The following is an 18,026-nucleotide window of genomic DNA, read 5'->3' on the forward strand; positions in this document are numbered from 1 at the left end:
GACTGGTTTACCGGTCCCTCTTTCTATTGAATAATAAAATATAGCGCTTATCAGGCAGGTAATATGACTGTAAAGGTCGCCCCTTCGTTGAGTCTGCCGCTCGCTCTGATCACGCCATGATGGTTCTCAACGATCTTCTTACAAAGAGCAAGACCAATACCAGTGCCAGCATATGCCTTTCGTTCATTCAACCGCTGGAAGATGGCAAAGATCCTTTCTGCGAACTGCTGTTCGAAGCCGATACCATTGTCCGAAAACTCCAGTTTCACATAGGCAACATGCTCCTGTAATCCTGGATAAAACGGCACTTCGGATGCAGGCATCATTGTACCATAAATCGTTATAACAGGCTGCTTATCAGTAAATTTAAGCGAGTTGCCTATCAGGTTGGTAAAGAGCTGCTGCAATTGTAGCGGAATGCCCTTTACTGTTGGTAATGTATTGTTATTGATCGTTGCCTGTTTCTGTTCAATCAGCAGGTCGAAGTCTCCTCTCACCTGCTGTAGTATGGTGTTAAGATCTATCTGTACAAAGTTTTCCTCTTTATTGGACAGGCGGGAATAATGGAGTACATCCTTGATCAGCTGTGTCATCCTTTCGGCGGAGGACTGTATCTTCTCAAAGTAATTATTGGCCGTATTTCCCTTCTGCAGACTTTTCTGCAGCAATTCAGAGAACGTCCTGATCTTACGTAACGGTTCCTGCAGGTCATGACTCGCGATATAAGCGAACTGTTCCAGTTCAGCATTCTTCTTCAGCAGTTCTGCAGTACGTTCTTCTACTTTCTTTTCAAGTTCCTCCGCACTGTGTTGCAGGATGTCTATCGCATGTCTGTGCAGTCTGGAAATACGTATCTGTGCACGCACCCTCGCCAGTAGTTCCTTCGCTGAAAATGGCTTTGTAAGGTAGTCATCGGCACCTATATCATAGCCTTCGATCTTCGCTTCCTCCCCTGCTCTTGCAGACACCAAAATAACTGGTAATGAATTAGTTGCCTGGTCATGCTTAATGCGATGCAGTAACTCGGTGCCATCCATTTCAGGCATCATAATATCACTGACGACCAGGTCGGGAATATGGGTACGGATTTTCTCCAGCGCCAGTTTACCGTTGGCTGCCGTCTCAACATTATAGTGTTTTTCGAGCAAGCGTTGCAGATAGTCGCGCATGTCTGCATTATCATCAACAATGAGAACGCGCGCCTTTTCCTCACCCTCTGTGATCTGCTCTATAAAATGATGCTCACTCTCACGGCTAAAGAACAGCGCCTCGTTAACAAAGATGTCGCTGAGGCTGGAACCGTTCTCACTGACAGCTGTTTTCACGATCTGGTCTTCGGGAAGATGTGCACTGCCGAGCGGTATGCGGACAGTAAATGTACTGCCTGCACCTTCCTTGCTGTCGACAGTGATCGTACCCTGGTGCAGGAGCACCAGTTCCTTTACCAGTGAAAGACCGATACCGGTACCTTCAAACGTGCGTCCCTTGCTGTTCTTAACACGGTGAAAGCGTTCGAACATGTTCGGGAGCTCGTCAGCAGGAATACCGACACCTGTGTCGCGTACGCGAAGTATCGCATAGTCATCCTCCTCTTTCAGTGTAACAGTGATACCGCCCTCTAAAGTATATTTGAATGCATTGGACAGCAGGTTCAGCAGGATCTTTTCCCACATGTCCCGGTCTACGTAGGCGGCCGTAGAGAGTGCCTGGCAATCTACGGTCAGTTGCAGTCCCGCATGCTCTACAGCCGCCCTGAAGGTACTGGCTATATCCGCAGTAAGGTCGGCAAGATTGACCGGGAAGTAATGTGCCCTGACCTTTTCTGCTTCAATACGGCTGAAATCAAGCAGTGTGTTGACCAGTCGCAGGAGTCGCATCGCGTTACGGTGCGTAGCGGTCAGGTTCTCTTCCTGTTGCGGCGTGAGGGTACCATCTGTTTGTGACAGCATCTCTTCCAGCGGGCCAAGCATCAGTGTCAGTGGTGTTCTGAACTCATGGCTGATATTACTGAAAAAGGCGGTCTTGGCACGGTCTATTTCCTGTAAGGCATCGGCTCTTTTACGGGCTTCTTCCACCGTGTGTACGTTGACGATACTGCCCGCGATCTGGTCGGCCACCAGCTGAAAGAAGCTGGTATATTTCTCGTCCAGTTGCCGGTGAGGGCTCAGTCCCACGATGAGTAATCCGAATGGACAATCACGTCCATTCTGCATCACCGGTAAGACCAGGGCCTGATCAGGGCTGGTATTCCAGCATCCGGAAGGCAATACACCATATTTCTCCACCAGCCCGTTAATAATAGCTGGCTTAAATTGTTCTATGACTTCTCTGAAATGCCAGTCGGCAGTTATTGTATCAGCCAGTGACAGTGTTTCGGGCAATGGTGTTGTTCCGGGCCATTTGTCGGTCTTCGCAGCCATTGCCATACTACCTTTTCCTTCATCCAGCTGATAGAGGCAGGCAAAAGGGAAATCTGCCGGATTCTCTTTCAGTATCTCGATGCTCCTGTTATAAACATCCGCATCATTTCTGGACGCTGCCAGGTACTTACCAAGGTCCTTCAGTGTCCTTAGCTGGCGTTCACCCAGGATACGTTGTGTATCATCGGTATTCGCGCAGATGATACCATTGGTGCCTCCTTCATCGCCCGGTACGGGGCTATAGGAGAACGTATAATAAGTCTCTTCAGGATAACCATTCCGCTCCATCATCAGCAGCAACGATTCATCATAGGTGCCGATGTTCTTTTGCATACATACCTCAGCCCTTGGGCCTACCTGGTCCCATATTTCCTTCCAGACTTCCCTCGCGGGTAAGCCCAGTACTGACGGGTGTTTACCTCCTAAGATACTTCTGTAAGCGTCGTTATACAGGTTAATGAGGTCATTTCCCCACCAAACAAACATGGGTTGTCTTGAGGTTAATATAATGCGAATACACGTCTTCAGGCTTTGCGGCCACGCTTCTACAGGTCCGAGTGGTGTCTTTGACCAATCCCTGGAGCGAATCAGTTCCCCCATTTCACCACCGCCAGCAAGAAATTCAGGGGTCACGGTCTTGGTTAGTTCCATAAAGTGTCTAGATCGTCTTATTTCATCTTCTTCAAAACTTGCTCCAATCTTTGGACAAGTATGGAGATACTGGAAGGTTTCACGATATAATCAGCTGCCCCAAGCTGCCTTGTTTCAGTAATGTCTTTCTCCTGAGAGGAAGTGGAGTAAATAATGACAGGGGTAGTATTCAGCCGGGAGAGTTTCTTTATTTCTGTCAGGCATTCCCGCCCGTTCATGCGTACCATATTAAGATCCAGGAAAATATAGTCGGGCACAAAGCCGGCGTCCATATTCAGCCTGTTCAAGGCGTCTATTCCGTCATTAGCGGTAATACAAGTAATATCAGTACCTATTGTGTTGAGTGCCAGCGAGAATATTTCCTGGTCATCGTCATCGTCGTCTATTAAAAAGCAAATGATCTTTTCCTGCATATTGTGTCAAAACTTACCCAATATAATGATTATTAGGCAACAGTCTAAGGGTTATAAATTAATTGATAAGATGGCGTTTATTGAGACTTCCCTTTAGAAAACAGGTATTTCCTGCGGTATAAACATAAAAAAACCCGGAACAGTTGTCCCGGGTTCATTTGATATAATTGCACCAAGTAAATAAAGCGCGATAGACAGCGATTACTCAGGTGTACCTTCTGATGGCGTAGCTGCAGGGCGGGATTCAGCTGCTGGACGCGGCTCTCTCGGCTGCTGCGGACGATCTTCCTTCGGACGATCGTCTTTTGGACGATCTTCTTTTGGTTTCTTCTTCGCTGCCTTAGGCGCGAAGATAGCGATCATACGTTTACCTTCCATTGTTGGCATACCTTCCAGGCCACCTACTTCTGCCAGCCTTTCAGCGAACTTCAGCAGGATCAGCTCACCACGTTCCTTGAACATGATCGCACGGCCTTTGAACTGTACATATGTTTTTACCTTGTTACCATCCTTCAGGAACTTTTCAGCGTGTTTCGCCTTAAAGTCGAAGTCATGGTCATCGGTATTCGGTGTGAAACGAATTTCCTTCACCTCGCTCTTATGAGCATTTGCCTTCATCTCCTTTTCCTTCTTCTTCTTCTCGTAAAGGAACTTATTGTAGTCGATGATACGGCATACCGGAGGCGCGGCATTTGGAGAAATTTCTACCAGGTCCAGTCCCTGCTCTTCTGCCATGCGCAGGGCTTCCTCTGTACGATATACCCCAACTTCGACGTTCTCACCTACCAGTCGTACTTCTGGAACACGAATCATTCTGTTCGTGCGGTGCTCTTGTTGCTGTTCTCTACGGAAGTTAGGATTTCTACCCCTGTTGGGATTGTTACTGTTAAAACTTGGTCTGGGTCCTTGTGGCATTAAAAAAAATAAAGTTACTAATTAATAATTGTCAGTAGTGGTCCATAGTCCATGGACAGTGTCTTCAAGATTTGTCGCCCGGCGGGAGATGCCATCTGCAGACCGTCATCGCGATCTATGGACTATAAAGCAATTAACGTACCCGAAAATACAAAAGTTCAATTAGTTAAAAATATATTTTATGACCTTTTGTATATAATTGAATTATTCGAATGGTCTTCTGCTAACTACTTCTTCTTTTACAAGCGCAATAAACTGTTCAAGGTCCATTGCACCGAGATCACCTTTCGCTTGTCTGCGTACCGCAACTTTGCTTTCAGTCATCTCTTTTTCACCTAAAACGAGCATGTAAGGTATCTTCGCAAGTTCGGTTTCCCTGATCTTCTTACCTATCTTCTCGCTACGGTCATCTATTTCAGCGCGAATTTCCGCATTTTTTAACAATTCTGCTACTTTTTCTGCGTACGCCTGATTTTTGTCACTGATCGGTAGGATCTTCACCTGTGTAGGTGTCAGCCACAGCGGGAATTTACCGCCACAGTGTTCGATCAGTACCGCGATGAAACGCTCCAGTGAACCGAACGGTGCACGGTGGATCATCACCGGGCGGTGCTTCTGGTTATCTGCACCTACATACTCCAGCTCAAAACGCTCAGGCAGGTTGTAATCCACCTGAATGGTTCCCAGCTGCCATTTACGGCCCAGGGCGTCTTTTACCATGAAGTCCAGTTTAGGTCCGTAGAACGCCGCCTCACCGTATTCCACTACCGTTCTCAGGCCTTTCTCGGCTGCTGATTCAATAATGGCCTGTTCAGCCAGGTTCCAGTTCTCATCTGTACCGATATACTTCGCCCTGTCTTCCTGGTCACGCAGGGAGATCTGCGCGGTATAATCGGTGAAGTTCAGGCTCTGGAATACATATAATACCAGGTCGATCACTTTACAGAACTCTTCTTTCACCTGGTCAGGACGACAGAAAAGATGCGCATCGTCCTGTGTAAATCCACGTACACGGGTCAGACCATGCAGTTCACCATGCTGCTCGTAGCGGTATACTGTACCAAATTCCGCAAAACGGACTGGCAGGTCTTTATAGCTCTTCGGGCTGGATTTATAGATCTCACAGTGGTGAGGACAGTTCATTGGCTTCAGCATGAATTCCTCACCCTCTTCAGGGGTATGGATCGGCTGGAAGCTGTCTTTACCGTATTTCTCATAGTGACCGGAAGTGATGTACAGGTTCTTGTTACCGATATGTGGTGTTACTACCGGCATATAACCACTCTCAATCTGTGCTTTCTGCAGGAAAGACTGCAGGCGTTCGCGCAGCATCGCACCTTTAGGCAGCCATAAAGGCAGCCCCAGACCTACTTTCTCAGAGAAGGTGAACAGTTCCAGTTCCTTACCCAGTTTACGGTGGTCACGTTTTTTAGCTTCCTCTACCAGGGCCAGATATTCATCCAGTTCCTTCTGGGTAGGGAACGTGATACCGTAAATACGGGTCAGCATCTTGTTCTTCTCATTACCACGCCAGTAAGCGCCGGCAATGTTGGTCAGCTTGATCGCTTTAATGACACCAGTGCTCGGGATATGTGGTCCACGGCAAAGGTCAGTAAAGTTACCCTGTGTATAGAAAGTGATAGTACCGTCCTGCAGGTCCTTGATCAGGTCCAGCTTGTACTCATCGTTCTTTTCGGTGAAATACTTTTCTGCATCAGCCTTACTTACCTCGCGGCGTTCAAATGTGCTGTTCTGTTTTGCCAGTTCAGCCATCTTATCGCTGATCTTCTGCAGATCTTCATCGGAGATACTACGGCCTCCCAGGTCAATATCGTAATAGAACCCGTTCTCGATCGCAGGTCCGATACCAAATTTCACTCCCGGGTACAGTGCCTCCAGGGCTTCTGCCATCAGGTGAGCAGAGGAGTGCCACATAGTAGCCTTACCGTCCGTGTCTGTCCATGTCAGTAGCTGAAGGGTACCATCCGTTGTAATTGGCCGGGACGTATCCGTCACCTGACCATTAAATTTTGCGGCCAAAACTTTTCTTGCCAATCCCTCACTGATGGATTTGGCAACGTCCATTGCAGTTACTCCTGCCTCATACTGACGAACTGCGCCATCCGGTAATGTAATGTTGATCATACGATTTGAGCTGTTATTCTACAGCTATTGCTGTTTGCTTTTTATGTTGATTTTAAATAGCCTATTTAACAGGCTTGCGAAGTTAAGAAAAATGACGGCATTTTTGTATATCAAATGTAATGGCCCTCACTGCATTCTTACGGCATGTGCCCTGATTAATACTTTAAACTGTCCGTAACCTCGACACAGCCTAACATTCCGTTACCGAAATAAGGATTCTGTAACTTACTGCTGCGGCTCATCCAGTAGGCGCCCTTGTCATCAAATGCCATCGGACAATACTGTCTGTAAACTGTCTGTCCCTTCAGTCCTGTGGTCTGAACAATATCGTATAACATATCCGACACCATATTGAAACCGGCCCGTTTTTCCGCGATCGTCTCCTCTCCCAGTATGCCCGCCAGTTCGGCACTGATACTACCCGTGGCACTACGGATCGCCTCCAGCTTCACGGAATCTACCTGTAATAACTGCACTGGTAAGCTATCCATGTGCTGTTTCAGCATCGCTGACCACTTATCTACATACGTCACATTACCCTGGGACAATCCTTCGGCCAGGTCGTAATACGCATCCATCGTTACCTGAAGGGAATCATAAAACTGCTGGGCATAGGGCGCTTTCAGCGGCTCCTGCGCTGTTGCCTGCTCTGCCGGTTGTCTGGCCGGTTCGTTACAGGACAGGAATGCGATGATAACCAGAAATATAGCTGACCTCATGTTTTATTTCACTTTTGCGGCCAAAGATAATCGAATCATATGATAGAAGTACGCCCCTCCCACTAGGGACTCTCCGCGAAAAGCACTAACTTTGCCGCTCTCAATTAAATTTCGCATGCTGATAGCACTACAGGATATCACTTTTGAGTTTGGCGCAAGAGTCATCGTTGAAAATTCTTCATGGCACATTGTACCCGGCGACCGCGTGGGTCTGATCGGATTGAACGGTACCGGGAAATCTACCCTTTTACGTGTCATCAATGGTGAATACACCGTTTCGAAAGGCAGTGTAAACAAGATTAAAAACCTCTCCCTCGGATTCTTTAACCAGGACCTCCTCAGTTTTGAATCTGATGAATCTATCCTGAACGTGGGTATGACCGCTTTTGAAGCGGCCATCAAACTGGAAAAAGAGATTGAGCGGATCACCAAAGAGCTGGAAACCAATGAAGAAGAGGCCCTGCTCATGGAATATGCCGACAAACTGCACGAATTCGAAGCCCTGGATGGCTATAATATCAGACATAAGACAGCACAGGTACTGGAAGGTCTCGGATTTTCCACTGCCGACCTGGAACGCCCCTACAGTCAGTTCTCCGGAGGCTGGCGGATGCGTGTACTACTGGCCAAACTGATCCTTCAGCAGCCGGACGTACTCATGCTCGATGAGCCGACGAACCACCTTGACCTCCCATCCATCGAATGGCTGGAGAAATACCTCCTGGGCTATAACGGCGCCGTGATCATCGTTTCGCACGACCGTTTCTTCCTCGACAGAATGGTGAACAAGATCGTGGAACTCTACCAGCAGGAGTTACACCACTATGCCGGTAACTACGAAGACTACGAAGAAGAGAAGATCCTCCGCCGTGAAATGCAGCAGCGCGCCTATGAAAACCAGCAGGACTATATCCGTCAGCAGGAACGTTTCATTGAGCGTTTTAAAGCCAAAGCCTCCAAAGCGGCACAGGCACAAAGTATCGCCAAACGCCTGGACAGACTCGAAAGAGTCGAACAGGTAGATAATGGTCCTTCCAAGATCCGTATCAACTTCACTCCCGACAGAATACCCGGTAAGATCATCACCACCCTGAATAACGTAACCAAGAAATTCGGTAAACTGACCATTCTTGAAAACGCCAGCGCTGAGATCAACCGTGGAGATAAAATAGCCCTCATCGGTGCGAACGGTAAGGGTAAATCCACCCTGCTGCGCGTTATTGCCGGTGTTGAACCAATGGAAGGTGAGCGTATTGGTGGTCACAACGTCGTGCCCAGCTTCTACGCACAGCACCAGCTGGAAAGCCTCGACCTGAACAGTGAGATCCTGGACGAACTGAAGAACTTCGGTAGCGGTCGTACGGAGGTAGAACTCCGCGCCCTGCTGGGTTGTTTCCTCTTCACCGGCGATGATGTATATAAAAGGATCAAGATCCTTTCCGGTGGTGAGAAAGCACGTGTGGCACTGGCCAAGACCATTATCAGCCAGGCCAACTTCCTGCTGCTCGATGAGCCGACAAACCACCTCGACATGAACTCCGTGCAGATGCTGATCGATGCATTGGCACAATACGATGGTACCTATGTACTCGTATCGCACGACCGTTACTTCGTGAGCCAGACTGCCAACAAGATCTGGGAGATCGTTGACGGTGAGATCAAGGAATTCAAAGGCACCTACGCTGAGTGGGAGGAGTTTAAAAAACGCCAGGCAGATGCCCTGAAACTGGCTTCCGGCGACAAAGGCAACGAGTCAAAAAAAAAAGAAATAAAGAAAGAGCAGGCCACGAATAACAACAATAATTCCGGTAAAAAAGACAATACCCCTGCTCCTGACCAGCCGAAAAATGCACCTTTTGACAAGGAAAAACAAAAGGAACTGCAGAAGTACAAACGCCAGTTCCAGCAACTGGAAGACCAGCTGGCAAAACTGCATGAGAAAAAGGCATCCCTGGAAACGGCCATGAACAACCCGGACGTCTATGCCGACAGGAAGAAATTCCAGCAGCTGGAATCTGAGTACGCCCAGATCGGCAGAGACCTGAAACAGGCTACCGGTGAATATGAGCAGGTGTTTGAGAAATTAATGGAACTGGAGGGATAGTTAATTGAACATTAAGAACCTGGAAGTAGGAATTGGTGCTACCAATTGACTGACATACATAGAGAGCGCTCATGATTTTACTGTCATGAGCGCTCTTTTTATAATGTGAGGCCGGACCTGCCCAATGCATGATGGCTGATTCCCGGTTCCCGATTTCTTACAACACTTCCCGTAACCTGCACGATCAATAATCCGCCCAAACTCGTACCTTCAGGCCCGGAGAAATATCAATAACAATTTATGCAGCGCATACTCGTAGTAGAAGACGAAATCAAAGTAGCTAATACCGTCAAAAAGGGATTGGAAGAGAATGGCTTTGAAGTAGATGTTGCCTATGACGGCCGGATGGGCAAAAGCCTGGGCTCCAGTAACAATTACGATCTGGTCATACTGGACCTGAACCTTCCTCATGCAAACGGTTACGAAGTATGTGAAGTGATCCGCCGTAAGAATAATGCCATCCCTATCATTATGCTGACCGCCCTCGGTGGTATGGACGATAAAATGCAGGCGTTCGAACTCGGTGCAGACGACTACCTGGTAAAACCCTTTGACTTCCGTGAGCTCATGGCACGCATCCGCGTGTTCCTTAAAAGGGCCGGCTCTGAAGTACAGGAAAATAATCAGTACAAGATCGTCATCGGTGACCTGGAAATAGACCGGGAAAAGAAAGAAGTGACCCGTAGTGGTAAAAAGATCACCCTGACAGCCAAGGAATACCAGCTCCTGGAATTCCTCGCTCTCCACAAAGGCAAGGTGATCTCTAAGCTCGTTATTGCCGAAAAAGTATGGGACATCGATTTTGATACAGGCACCAACGTGATCGAAGTATACATGAACTTCCTCCGGAAGAAGATCGACAAAGATTTTGATAATAAACTCCTGCATACCAAAACAGGGATGGGATATTACCTGGCCGAAGAGTGAAGATCAAATATAAAATAGCGCTCTCCTATTCTGTATCAGCATTTGTACTGTTGAACACCTTTGCCATCCTGGCTTATTACTTCTCTGCGCAATCGCGTAAGGCTGAATACCTGGAGCGCCTGGAATACCGTGCCCGTTCCATCGCTAACGTGATCATCGAAGATGATTATGTGAAAGTGGACCTGCTCCGGAAACTGGATAAGACCACCTTCCAGGACCTGTATAAGGAAACGATCCTGGTATATAGTCCGTCATATGAATTACTTTATTCCAATGTAAAGGATACGGCTATCCGTACGCCCCGCCGGCTGCTGGATTATATAAAAAAGAATGGTGAATACAGCCATGAGCGTGATAATGGAGAACTTGTCGGCGTGTTCTATACCGAGGGCTCCATGTCGGTCATTGTACTGGTCACCTCCTTCGATAAATACGGCTTTCAGAACCTGCAGAACCTCAAACAGATCCTCATCATAGAGATCATCGTGGCGATCATCCTGCTGGTCGTCATTGGCTATTTCTTCGCCAAGCGGATGGTGCAGCCTATTGACAAACTTGTCGAGCAGGTGCAAACGATCAACGCCAATAACCTGCAGGGCATGACGGTCGATGCCAAAGGCAAAGACGAAATTGCGCAGCTGGGTGCTAACTTTAATACAATGCTCGAAAGGCTCAGCAATGCCTTTGACCTGCAGAAAAGCTTTGTAAGTAACGCATCCCATGAACTGCGAACACCCCTCGCTTCGATTATCAGCCAGTTACAGGTGTCCCTGTCCAAGGACAGAAGCAGGGAAGAATATATGGAAGTGCTCAACTCCGTACTCGAAGATGCCCAGCATCTCTCCGACCTGAGTAACGGCCTGCTGCAGCTGGCACAGTCCGGACTGGATGAACGTCAGTTCGTTTTTAACGAGGTCAGGATCGATGAGCTCATGCTGGATATGGGTAACCTCATTAAACTGAAACAAATGCCTGCTACGGCAGGTGCTGAACCGCAGAAGCCCCGCAGGGTTGATATAGACTTCCTGAAAGTGCCAGAGCAGGACACAGACCTCATCTGTGAAGGGAATGAGAGCCTGCTGAAGGTGCTGTTCCTGAATCTGCTGGACAATGCCCTTAAATACTCCAGCGACAATACCGCCTTCGTGACCATCGACTTTACAGGCACCGCCATCCAGGTACAGGTGAAGGATAATGGCATCGGCATTCCGGCGGACGAACTGGATAAGATATTTGAACCCTTCTACCGGGCCAGCAACTCACATTCCGTGCGGGGCCATGGTTTAGGACTATCTATCTGTAAGAAGATCGTACAATTGCATAACGGCCAGCTCACAGCGACGTCAACGCCTGGTGAAGGTACCACGTTCACAGTGGAACTGCCGCACAGACATCAGTAATCTACTTTCACATTTCTTCTCCCACAACTACATTTTAAGCTCATTTTAATTGTCTTTAAAGCCTCCTTTAATTGACATTGCAGAGCTTTGCTGTAATTCTGAAAGACGTCATGAAATGCACATTCTTCTTCACCGTTTTATTCGCCGCAGGCTTGAGCCTGTCAGCCTGTAGACATCAGGAGATTGAAGAAGGTGCTACTGACAAGACCTTCGTATTGAGTGATACCATGCTCAAAACGATCAGGATCGATACCGCCAACCTGAAGCCGGTTGAGAAGGAAGTACAGTTGCCGGGGAAAGTGGTCATCAACAACAGCAGGGTGCGGAAGACGGATGTAGTGATAGATGTCGCCCAGGCTGATCTCCGGAATGTGAAAGAAGGATATGAGGCAGAGATCATTTCTGAAAGTCTGCCAGAGAAAGTGTTCTATGGCAAAGTGGAGACCGTCTGCCCTTCTAATGATACCGGCACCGGAAGACTGAACATTATTCTAAACGACCCGGAAGGACTCCTGAAACCGGAAATGAAAGCAGCGGTGATCGTGCACTGTGATGAAGGGGATGACATGATCGCCATCCCGGAGACCGCTGTCATTGCCGATCACAGTAAAAATTTTGTACTGGTCTTCAAAGACAAATACAATATCCAGGTAAGAGAAGTGGTCACGTACACGACTGCCGGCGCCCTCACTTATATTCTGAGAGGGCTGAATGCAGGAGAGAACGTTATCTCCGCTCATCAGCGGCAGATATACGACGCACTCAGTGATAATTAAACAGATTTATGTTTTAGTTCGCATATAGGTTGATAGAATGGACATGCAAACAGGACTCTCACAGGTGTTATCATTTGTCTGAATCTGTTCTACATGCTCAATTACTCCGCCCCGCCGCAAAAGATACAACGCGGGGCGGTTTTTCTTTTATACCAATAGCTATATGCAGCCAATAACGTGCGTGACTGCACGCCGCCAGCTGGTTTCAGCTGATCAATAATTCTCTGATAGTCTGCCTCCCCGGCAGATCAGCTGCTACCACAATGACTTTACCGCCAGCGGGTAACGCAGCTGCATTATAATACCAGTCTACACCATTCCGGCCTAATACGGCCGCTCCCTTCTCTTTTACCACACCTTCCGCATCGGCTACCTGTACGGTTACAGCCGCTACGCGGAATTCATCCCTGGCTGTTACGATCACGTCCGTGTTTTCCAACCGGATGTTCTGCACTTCGGGAGAGCGGTAAGCGTCTTTCACCGCCATATTATAGGCATTCTGCCCTGGCCCTGCCAGTGACGCATAATAGGCCTTTATCGCGGGATCATTCATCATGTCCCTGGCTACATCCGCCGCTACACGCATTTTATGCCTCGCTTCGAGCTGTTTTTGAGTAGGTTTTTTATTGGAAGGGCGGCGTTTCTTCGCCATAATGATCTGCCCATTCCGTTCGTAGATGGTGACTTGCCTGCCAATGCTGCCCCGTACGAGTTGCAGCAGGATATTGTCTTTAACAATGGCCATATAAATAGTTTTTGAGGGTGTTGCTTACAAAGGTAACGCCTTCGGTCTGTACAATACTTATTATTCAGTGTAAATGAGTACTAATACTTCATCTATATATCACTTCAATATCCAAAGCATATACAAATGATATATAAATATCCTTATAGTGACGGTTTACATTGAATACTAAAGCGAATCAACATGCCTGTTAAAACAAAAGGGCGCCTGCCAGTGCAGACACCCTTTTCTACATATATATAAGTACTAAGCTGTTGTTATACTTCTGACCCCCGTTCTCTTTCCAGGCGTGGGCGTAAGCGTTGTTTGGACTTGTTAAAGATCATCTGGCCCTTGTCAACACCTTTCCTGATCTCGTCTCTCTCTTCTTCCGACATATGCAGGACAGAATTACACTCACTGCTGCAGGTGCCTTCATATTTGGCAGCACACTCCTCACACTGGATAAATAACAGGTGACAGGCGTCATTTGCACAGTTGGTATGTGTATCGCTCGGTTTACCACACTGGTGACACTGACTGATCACCTCATCGGTAATACGTTCGCCGAGACGGTCGTCAAATACGAAGTTCTTTCCTTTGAACTTGACAGGCAGCCCCTGTTGCTTCGCCTTGTTGGTATATTCAATAATGCCCCCTTCAAGGTGGTAGACATTCTTAAAACCGTTGTGTAACATATAGGCAGATGCCTTCTCACAACGGATACCGCCGGTACAATACATCACGATGTTCTTATCCTTCTGGTCTTTCAGCATGTCTACCGCCATAGGTAGCTGCTCACGGAAAGTATCGGAAGGTACTTCTATCGCATTCTGGAAGTGTCCTACTTCAAATTCATAGTGGTTACGCATATCCACGATGATCGTATCAGGATCGTCAGTGATCTCATTGAAGTGCTTCGCATCCAGGTATTTCCCTCTGTTGGTGATGTCGAATGTCGGGTCGTCAATACCGTCTGCCACGATCTTTTCACGCACCTTGATCTTCAGTACCCAGAATGATTTTCCGTCATCATCGACAGCGATGTTGAGGCGGATACCATTGAGGAAATCGTAGGAGTAAAGCGTTTCACGGAAAGCATCCACGTTATGCTCGGGAACACTGATCTGTGCATTGATACCCTCATGGGCTACATAGATACGTCCGAATACACCCAGCGCGAAAAGGCGCTCGTACAATTCGTTACGGAAAGCGGTAGGATCTTCGATCTTTGCGTACTGATAAAAGGAGATAGTGACGCGACGGAATGTCTCAGCTGCCAGCCTGACTTTTAATTCGGCTGCAGAAACTCTGTTGTGTAATGCCATTTGCTGTTTAAGAAATTTTAAGAACACTTGCCCTGTGAGCAAAATTTCATTCTTCGAGCCTTTCCGTTCTTCGTCCACCCCGTACTGCCCTGGTTACACAGGAGAAGCCAGGCTGAAACGCTTTTCCGGTCCAGCTCCGCAAAGATAGCAAAACTTAAATTATGGGGTAATGACAGTCGTCATACATAGCTGACACAACAGCTCATACGACCGCCCATATCCTGACTGCCGTCAGGTTTCTATTGCAAAAGGGGTCAAAGGGAGCTCACCCCTGCCAGGCCTCGGTTTCTCTCGACCATTCGTACAGAATAGCCGTCATGTAATACGCAGCTGCGCTGATAATCAGCACATAACCTGCGAAACCAAGTGTCATAAACTCAGGAGAGGCCGTCCATTCGTTCACTTCAGCAACGTAAGCTACGGTGGCCATCATGATTCCAAGGATAAATGCGAAGAGTGCAATTCGTCTCATAAGGGATAGTTTTGCTAAGATTCACATGAAAGTGTTAGACGATATACTTGTAAACTGGCTCAAAATGTGTTTACTATCTATATAACAGATCAGATGGTGAAATTGTTCAGGTGGGTAATGACATATCCCAACCTTTACAACTATTTGATTATTATCGTATATAAATAAACTCTAAGACTTGGCATCCTTTTTGAAATTGAGGTATTAGGACAAGCAATCAGAGTTTAACCCAAAAATGTTAATTATGAGTACAGTTTTTCTCTACATCTTTTATCTTATCGTGGCTTTATGGATATACCGTCTGCTGGCTTACTTCTACGATCGCGATCCGAAGGAAAGCTATAAGACAAGGAGACAAAGAATTTAGGCAAGCAGGGAAAGTCAGCAAAACGGCTTTCCCTTTTTACTGTACGGTATCGTCCTGCTGTGGCCTCACCAGGCTGCCAAAAAGTCCACCGAATCCAATTCTCACGCCTATGCGGGTATCATCTTTACTTTGGTAGCCTGCAATAACATCAACGCGCAGTACCTTCAGAATATTTTCCAGTCCGGCAAAAACTTCCACATAATTATTATCACGGTTCACATAGAATGCATTCGACCCGGCCACCAGGTTCCACTTTAACCGGTTGAACAGCGGGATCTTATTAGTCAGCAATCCATTAAAGTGATGTTCCACATTCGCAGTACCGAATACAGCCGCCGTGTTGCTGTACCGGTAATAGGGCGCCAGCTGGAAACTATTGAGGTAGCGGATGTTATAAAACATCTGATTACCATTAAAGTGCTGAAAATCAGGAATGTCTACACTTTTACTATTGAGGAATCCGCCCGCCCCAAAACGGTACTGAAATTCCCCGAATAACTTCAGGTTCACATTATCTCTCATCTCTACATTCCATTTGTCGAAATTAGCATCACTGCCGGCTATGTCCGGAATACCCTTGCTGTATGCTATACGGAAGACGGGGTATTTCGAGCCGATAGCGACTTTCCTGTCGGGCAACTCAATAAACCGCTGTCCCGGCTGGAAGCTAAACGCCAGGTTCAGCACCAGCGCCTGATTCCGCTCGAATGGCACACCTGCCAGTTCATAGGGATGGTTGGGCAGGAAGTGCTTACCCGTATCTTTCCGGAAGCTAAAATCGGTTGTATTCTGTACAGGTATCCTGTCTTCATAGGAGATGCCCGCACTGATAGTGGCGCTGCTCTGGAACTTCCTACGGAAACGTAATTCTCCGAACCAGTTCTCATACAGCTTCATATAGTTCTCTTTCAACAGCAAAGTATAGACGATATTGGCAATGGGCGACACCGGATTATCACGGTTAAACTGTGATACGCGTTTACCTCCACCGATCGTCCACGTATTGTAGCCATGTCTGCCCGCCAGTCTGGCTTCTTTGCCGTATGACACGAACGTGTAAGCATTCAGATGGGTATTGCTGAATCCATACCTTACCCGGGGAATAATACGCAGCTGCTGGTTCCGTGGAAGGTCAAGATCCAGTTCCGGTTCCACACTCAGTGCCACTCCTTCCACAGTATTATACTCCACCTGCGACAAAAGTGACTTAATGGAGAGGTCATGTGAGTAAATACCGGTATCCCGTCTGAAATAAAACTTATGTTCGGCGCCTCCCAGACTAAATAATAACTGAGATAGTTTGATAGGTGGCTGATGTGCCTTCAGGGTGTCCAGCCGCCACTGAGAACGCGCGCTATCCCTTCTGGCCCTGGCAGTGCTGTCTTTCGTCCGGAAGTCTTTCACCTCTTCTACTTCCAGCGGCACCGGACGTATACTGTCCCAGTAAGCCAGGTCCTTGCGGTCAAAAGCGGTATCATACCGCATAATGGTACGGTCGAAGTATTTTTTAGAGAAATGGGGGGTCAGGTTGTAATTGGAATATACATTCACGAAACTACCGGCCACATTAAATCCGAACTGCTTAATGGTCAGATTGATCACCTGATCTTTTGTACGCCATACCGCTGCATTCACCGGTACATGGATCTGTGTGATATGCAGTGTGTCCATGATCTCCAGCTGATATTCCTGTGTGACCATCACATCGATACTATGGATACGCCAGTCGTCATCGGTAATAAAGATATACCCCGAAAACAGCGGCTCATATTTACGGCGCGGAATGACCTTGATCTTGTTGATCGTCTTTCCATCCTCCTGGAACACACCTTCCAGCCTGTATTTATAATAGAACAGCGCATTTTCAGCAATCGGTGAGATGTATCCCCTTTTGCTGAACTGAGAAACCATGGCTGTTACATTGTTCTCATAAAAATCAATAAATGCCGGAAAACTGAAGCCAAAGCCGCCACCACTCTGACGGGCGGACAATACCTCCACTTTCACATCATCCGGCCTTCTTACGGCCACTTTGGTCATAGACTCAGACAGGAATAACACACCTCTGCGGTTCGAGTCCAGCCCCATATCTTCCACATCATCCGCACCGATCTTCTTGCCGAAGAAGCTACCGGGCATGTCACGCATCTTGAATACACCTTTAATATAGTCGTTACAGGTATACTCCTTTACCTGCTCGAGGTAGTGGCTGCGTTTCTTTATTGCCTGCCGAATGATGGCATATGCAGGATCTTCTCCACCCGATTTTACGATGACTTCCTTTATCTGCAGGCTCAAAGGTACCAGCACAAAATTCACGGTCTGCTCTGTTGCCGTTACTGTGACAGGCTGTTCCGCCTTTTTATATCCCATATACTGACACACGAGTATGTAGCTGCCTGCCGGCACGTCCAGGTGAAACTGGCCGGCGGCATTGGTGGTTGTACCATTTGTCGTGCCTTTAATAAATACGGATGCAAATGGCAGTGCTTCATTCCGGGCGTTTGTTACCTTACCGCGTATAGTAGTGGCGCCGGCATAATAACAACTGAAGAACAGCATAATGGTCAGTAAGATTCTGGGCATATTGGAGGATTATGATATCACCATGCTATTGCGGGCTGCTGGTTCTATCATTGAATATAATGTTTACGGGTAAGATACG

14 protein-coding genes and 2 pseudogenes are annotated in these 18,026 nt (G+C 47.4%); 5 read left to right on the forward strand and 11 right to left on the reverse strand.

Annotated elements, in window-relative coordinates:
• Positions 1–50 precede the first annotated feature (50 nt).
• The 7 genes and pseudogenes from GWR21_RS31835 to GWR21_RS04800 all read right to left on the reverse strand — a co-directional run bounded on the left by GWR21_RS31835 (position 51) and on the right by GWR21_RS04800 (position 7,263).
• Complete coding sequence (locus GWR21_RS31835) at positions 51–866, reverse strand: sensor histidine kinase (protein WP_394367270.1); 816 nt, start codon at positions 864–866, stop codon at positions 51–53.
• Positions 849–1,325: pseudogene (locus GWR21_RS31840) on the reverse strand (response regulator transcription factor); the annotation flags it as partial. The gene GWR21_RS31835 and the pseudogene GWR21_RS31840, both read right to left, overlap by 18 nt.
• A gap of 42 nt (positions 1,326–1,367) precedes the next feature.
• Positions 1,368–3,071, reverse strand: a pseudogene (locus tag GWR21_RS31845) (sensor histidine kinase); the annotation flags it as partial.
• Positions 3,072–3,088: 17 nt separating this feature from the next.
• Positions 3,089–3,484, reverse strand: a complete 396-nt coding sequence (locus GWR21_RS04785) for a response regulator (RefSeq protein ID WP_162330635.1) — start codon at positions 3,482–3,484, stop codon at positions 3,089–3,091.
• 201 nt (positions 3,485–3,685) lie between these two features.
• Complete coding sequence (gene infC / locus GWR21_RS04790; RefSeq protein WP_202929047.1) at positions 3,686–4,399, reverse strand: translation initiation factor IF-3; 714 nt, start codon at positions 4,397–4,399, stop codon at positions 3,686–3,688.
• 204 nt (positions 4,400–4,603) lie between these two features.
• A complete protein-coding gene (thrS, locus tag GWR21_RS04795; RefSeq protein ID WP_162330637.1) occupies positions 4,604–6,544 on the reverse strand; it encodes a threonine--tRNA ligase in 1,941 nt (646 codons plus the stop codon).
• Positions 6,545–6,699: 155 nt separating this feature from the next.
• Positions 6,700–7,263: a DUF3347 domain-containing protein gene (locus tag GWR21_RS04800; RefSeq protein WP_162330638.1), complete on the reverse strand. Its 564-nt coding sequence runs from the start codon at positions 7,261–7,263 to the stop codon at positions 6,700–6,702.
• Positions 7,264–7,378: 115 nt separating this feature from the next.
• On the opposite strand from GWR21_RS04800, the gene GWR21_RS04805 reads away from it, so the two are divergent.
• From GWR21_RS04805 to GWR21_RS04820, 4 genes are all read left to right on the forward strand, one after another.
• Positions 7,379–9,367 carry an ABC-F family ATP-binding cassette domain-containing protein gene (locus tag GWR21_RS04805; RefSeq protein WP_162330639.1) on the forward strand — a complete coding sequence of 663 codons (1,989 nt, stop codon included), beginning with the start codon at positions 7,379–7,381 and terminating at the stop codon, positions 9,365–9,367.
• A gap of 240 nt (positions 9,368–9,607) precedes the next feature.
• On the forward strand, positions 9,608–10,294 hold the full coding sequence (locus tag GWR21_RS04810) for a response regulator transcription factor (protein ID WP_162330640.1): 687 nt from the start codon (positions 9,608–9,610) through the stop codon (positions 10,292–10,294).
• On the forward strand, positions 10,291–11,694 hold the full coding sequence (locus GWR21_RS04815; protein ID WP_162330641.1) for a HAMP domain-containing sensor histidine kinase: 1,404 nt from the start codon (positions 10,291–10,293) through the stop codon (positions 11,692–11,694). Before GWR21_RS04810 ends, GWR21_RS04815 begins: the two co-directional genes overlap by 4 nt.
• 110 nt (positions 11,695–11,804) lie before the next feature.
• A complete protein-coding gene (locus GWR21_RS04820) occupies positions 11,805–12,470 on the forward strand; it encodes an efflux RND transporter periplasmic adaptor subunit (RefSeq protein WP_162330642.1) in 666 nt (221 codons plus the stop codon).
• A gap of 205 nt (positions 12,471–12,675) precedes the next feature.
• On the opposite strand, the gene GWR21_RS04825 is transcribed toward GWR21_RS04820, so the two are convergent.
• From GWR21_RS04825 to GWR21_RS04835, 3 genes are all read right to left on the reverse strand, one after another.
• Positions 12,676–13,215, reverse strand: coding sequence for a hypothetical protein (locus GWR21_RS04825; protein ID WP_162330643.1), 540 nt, complete (start codon positions 13,213–13,215; stop codon positions 12,676–12,678).
• A gap of 257 nt (positions 13,216–13,472) precedes the next feature.
• Positions 13,473–14,522: an oxygen-dependent tRNA uridine(34) hydroxylase TrhO gene (gene trhO, locus GWR21_RS04830; protein ID WP_162330644.1), complete on the reverse strand. Its 1,050-nt coding sequence runs from the start codon at positions 14,520–14,522 to the stop codon at positions 13,473–13,475.
• Positions 14,523–14,787: 265 nt separating this feature from the next.
• A complete protein-coding gene (locus GWR21_RS04835) occupies positions 14,788–14,994 on the reverse strand; it encodes a hypothetical protein (protein WP_162330645.1) in 207 nt (68 codons plus the stop codon).
• 244 nt (positions 14,995–15,238) lie between these two features.
• Between GWR21_RS04835 and GWR21_RS31655 the strand changes: the two genes are divergently transcribed.
• Entirely contained in the window at positions 15,239–15,361 is a 123-nt protein-coding gene (locus GWR21_RS31655) for a hypothetical protein (protein WP_262888484.1), read from the forward strand.
• 36 nt (positions 15,362–15,397) lie between these two features.
• Here the strand turns inward: GWR21_RS31655 and GWR21_RS04840 are convergent, their stop codons facing one another.
• Complete coding sequence (locus tag GWR21_RS04840; protein ID WP_162330646.1) at positions 15,398–17,947, reverse strand: DUF5686 family protein; 2,550 nt, start codon at positions 17,945–17,947, stop codon at positions 15,398–15,400.
• Positions 17,948–18,026: the final 79 nt, after the last annotated feature.

Source organism: Chitinophaga agri, from assembly GCF_010093065.1.
Taxonomy (GTDB): domain Bacteria; phylum Bacteroidota; class Bacteroidia; order Chitinophagales; family Chitinophagaceae; genus Chitinophaga; species Chitinophaga agri.

Coding starts and splice junctions, on each gene's coding strand:
- GWR21_RS04785 (WP_162330635.1), bottom strand. CDS start 3,484: ATGCAGGAAAAGATCATTTGCTTTTTAATAGACGACGATGACGATGAC.
- infC (WP_202929047.1), bottom strand. CDS start 4,399: ATGCCACAAGGACCCAGACCAAGTTTTAACAGTAACAATCCCAACAGG.
- thrS (WP_162330637.1), bottom strand. CDS start 6,544: ATGATCAACATTACATTACCGGATGGCGCAGTTCGTCAGTATGAGGCA.
- GWR21_RS04800 (WP_162330638.1), bottom strand. CDS start 7,263: ATGAGGTCAGCTATATTTCTGGTTATCATCGCATTCCTGTCCTGTAAC.
- GWR21_RS04805 (WP_162330639.1), top strand. CDS start 7,379: ATGCTGATAGCACTACAGGATATCACTTTTGAGTTTGGCGCAAGAGTC.
- GWR21_RS04810 (WP_162330640.1), top strand. CDS start 9,608: ATGCAGCGCATACTCGTAGTAGAAGACGAAATCAAAGTAGCTAATACC.
- GWR21_RS04820 (WP_162330642.1), top strand. CDS start 11,805: ATGAAATGCACATTCTTCTTCACCGTTTTATTCGCCGCAGGCTTGAGC.
- GWR21_RS04825 (WP_162330643.1), bottom strand. CDS start 13,215: ATGGCCATTGTTAAAGACAATATCCTGCTGCAACTCGTACGGGGCAGC.
- trhO (WP_162330644.1), bottom strand. CDS start 14,522: ATGGCATTACACAACAGAGTTTCTGCAGCCGAATTAAAAGTCAGGCTG.
- GWR21_RS04835 (WP_162330645.1), bottom strand. CDS start 14,994: ATGAGACGAATTGCACTCTTCGCATTTATCCTTGGAATCATGATGGCC.
- GWR21_RS31655 (WP_262888484.1), top strand. CDS start 15,239: ATGAGTACAGTTTTTCTCTACATCTTTTATCTTATCGTGGCTTTATGG.
- GWR21_RS04840 (WP_162330646.1), bottom strand. CDS start 17,947: ATGCCCAGAATCTTACTGACCATTATGCTGTTCTTCAGTTGTTATTAT.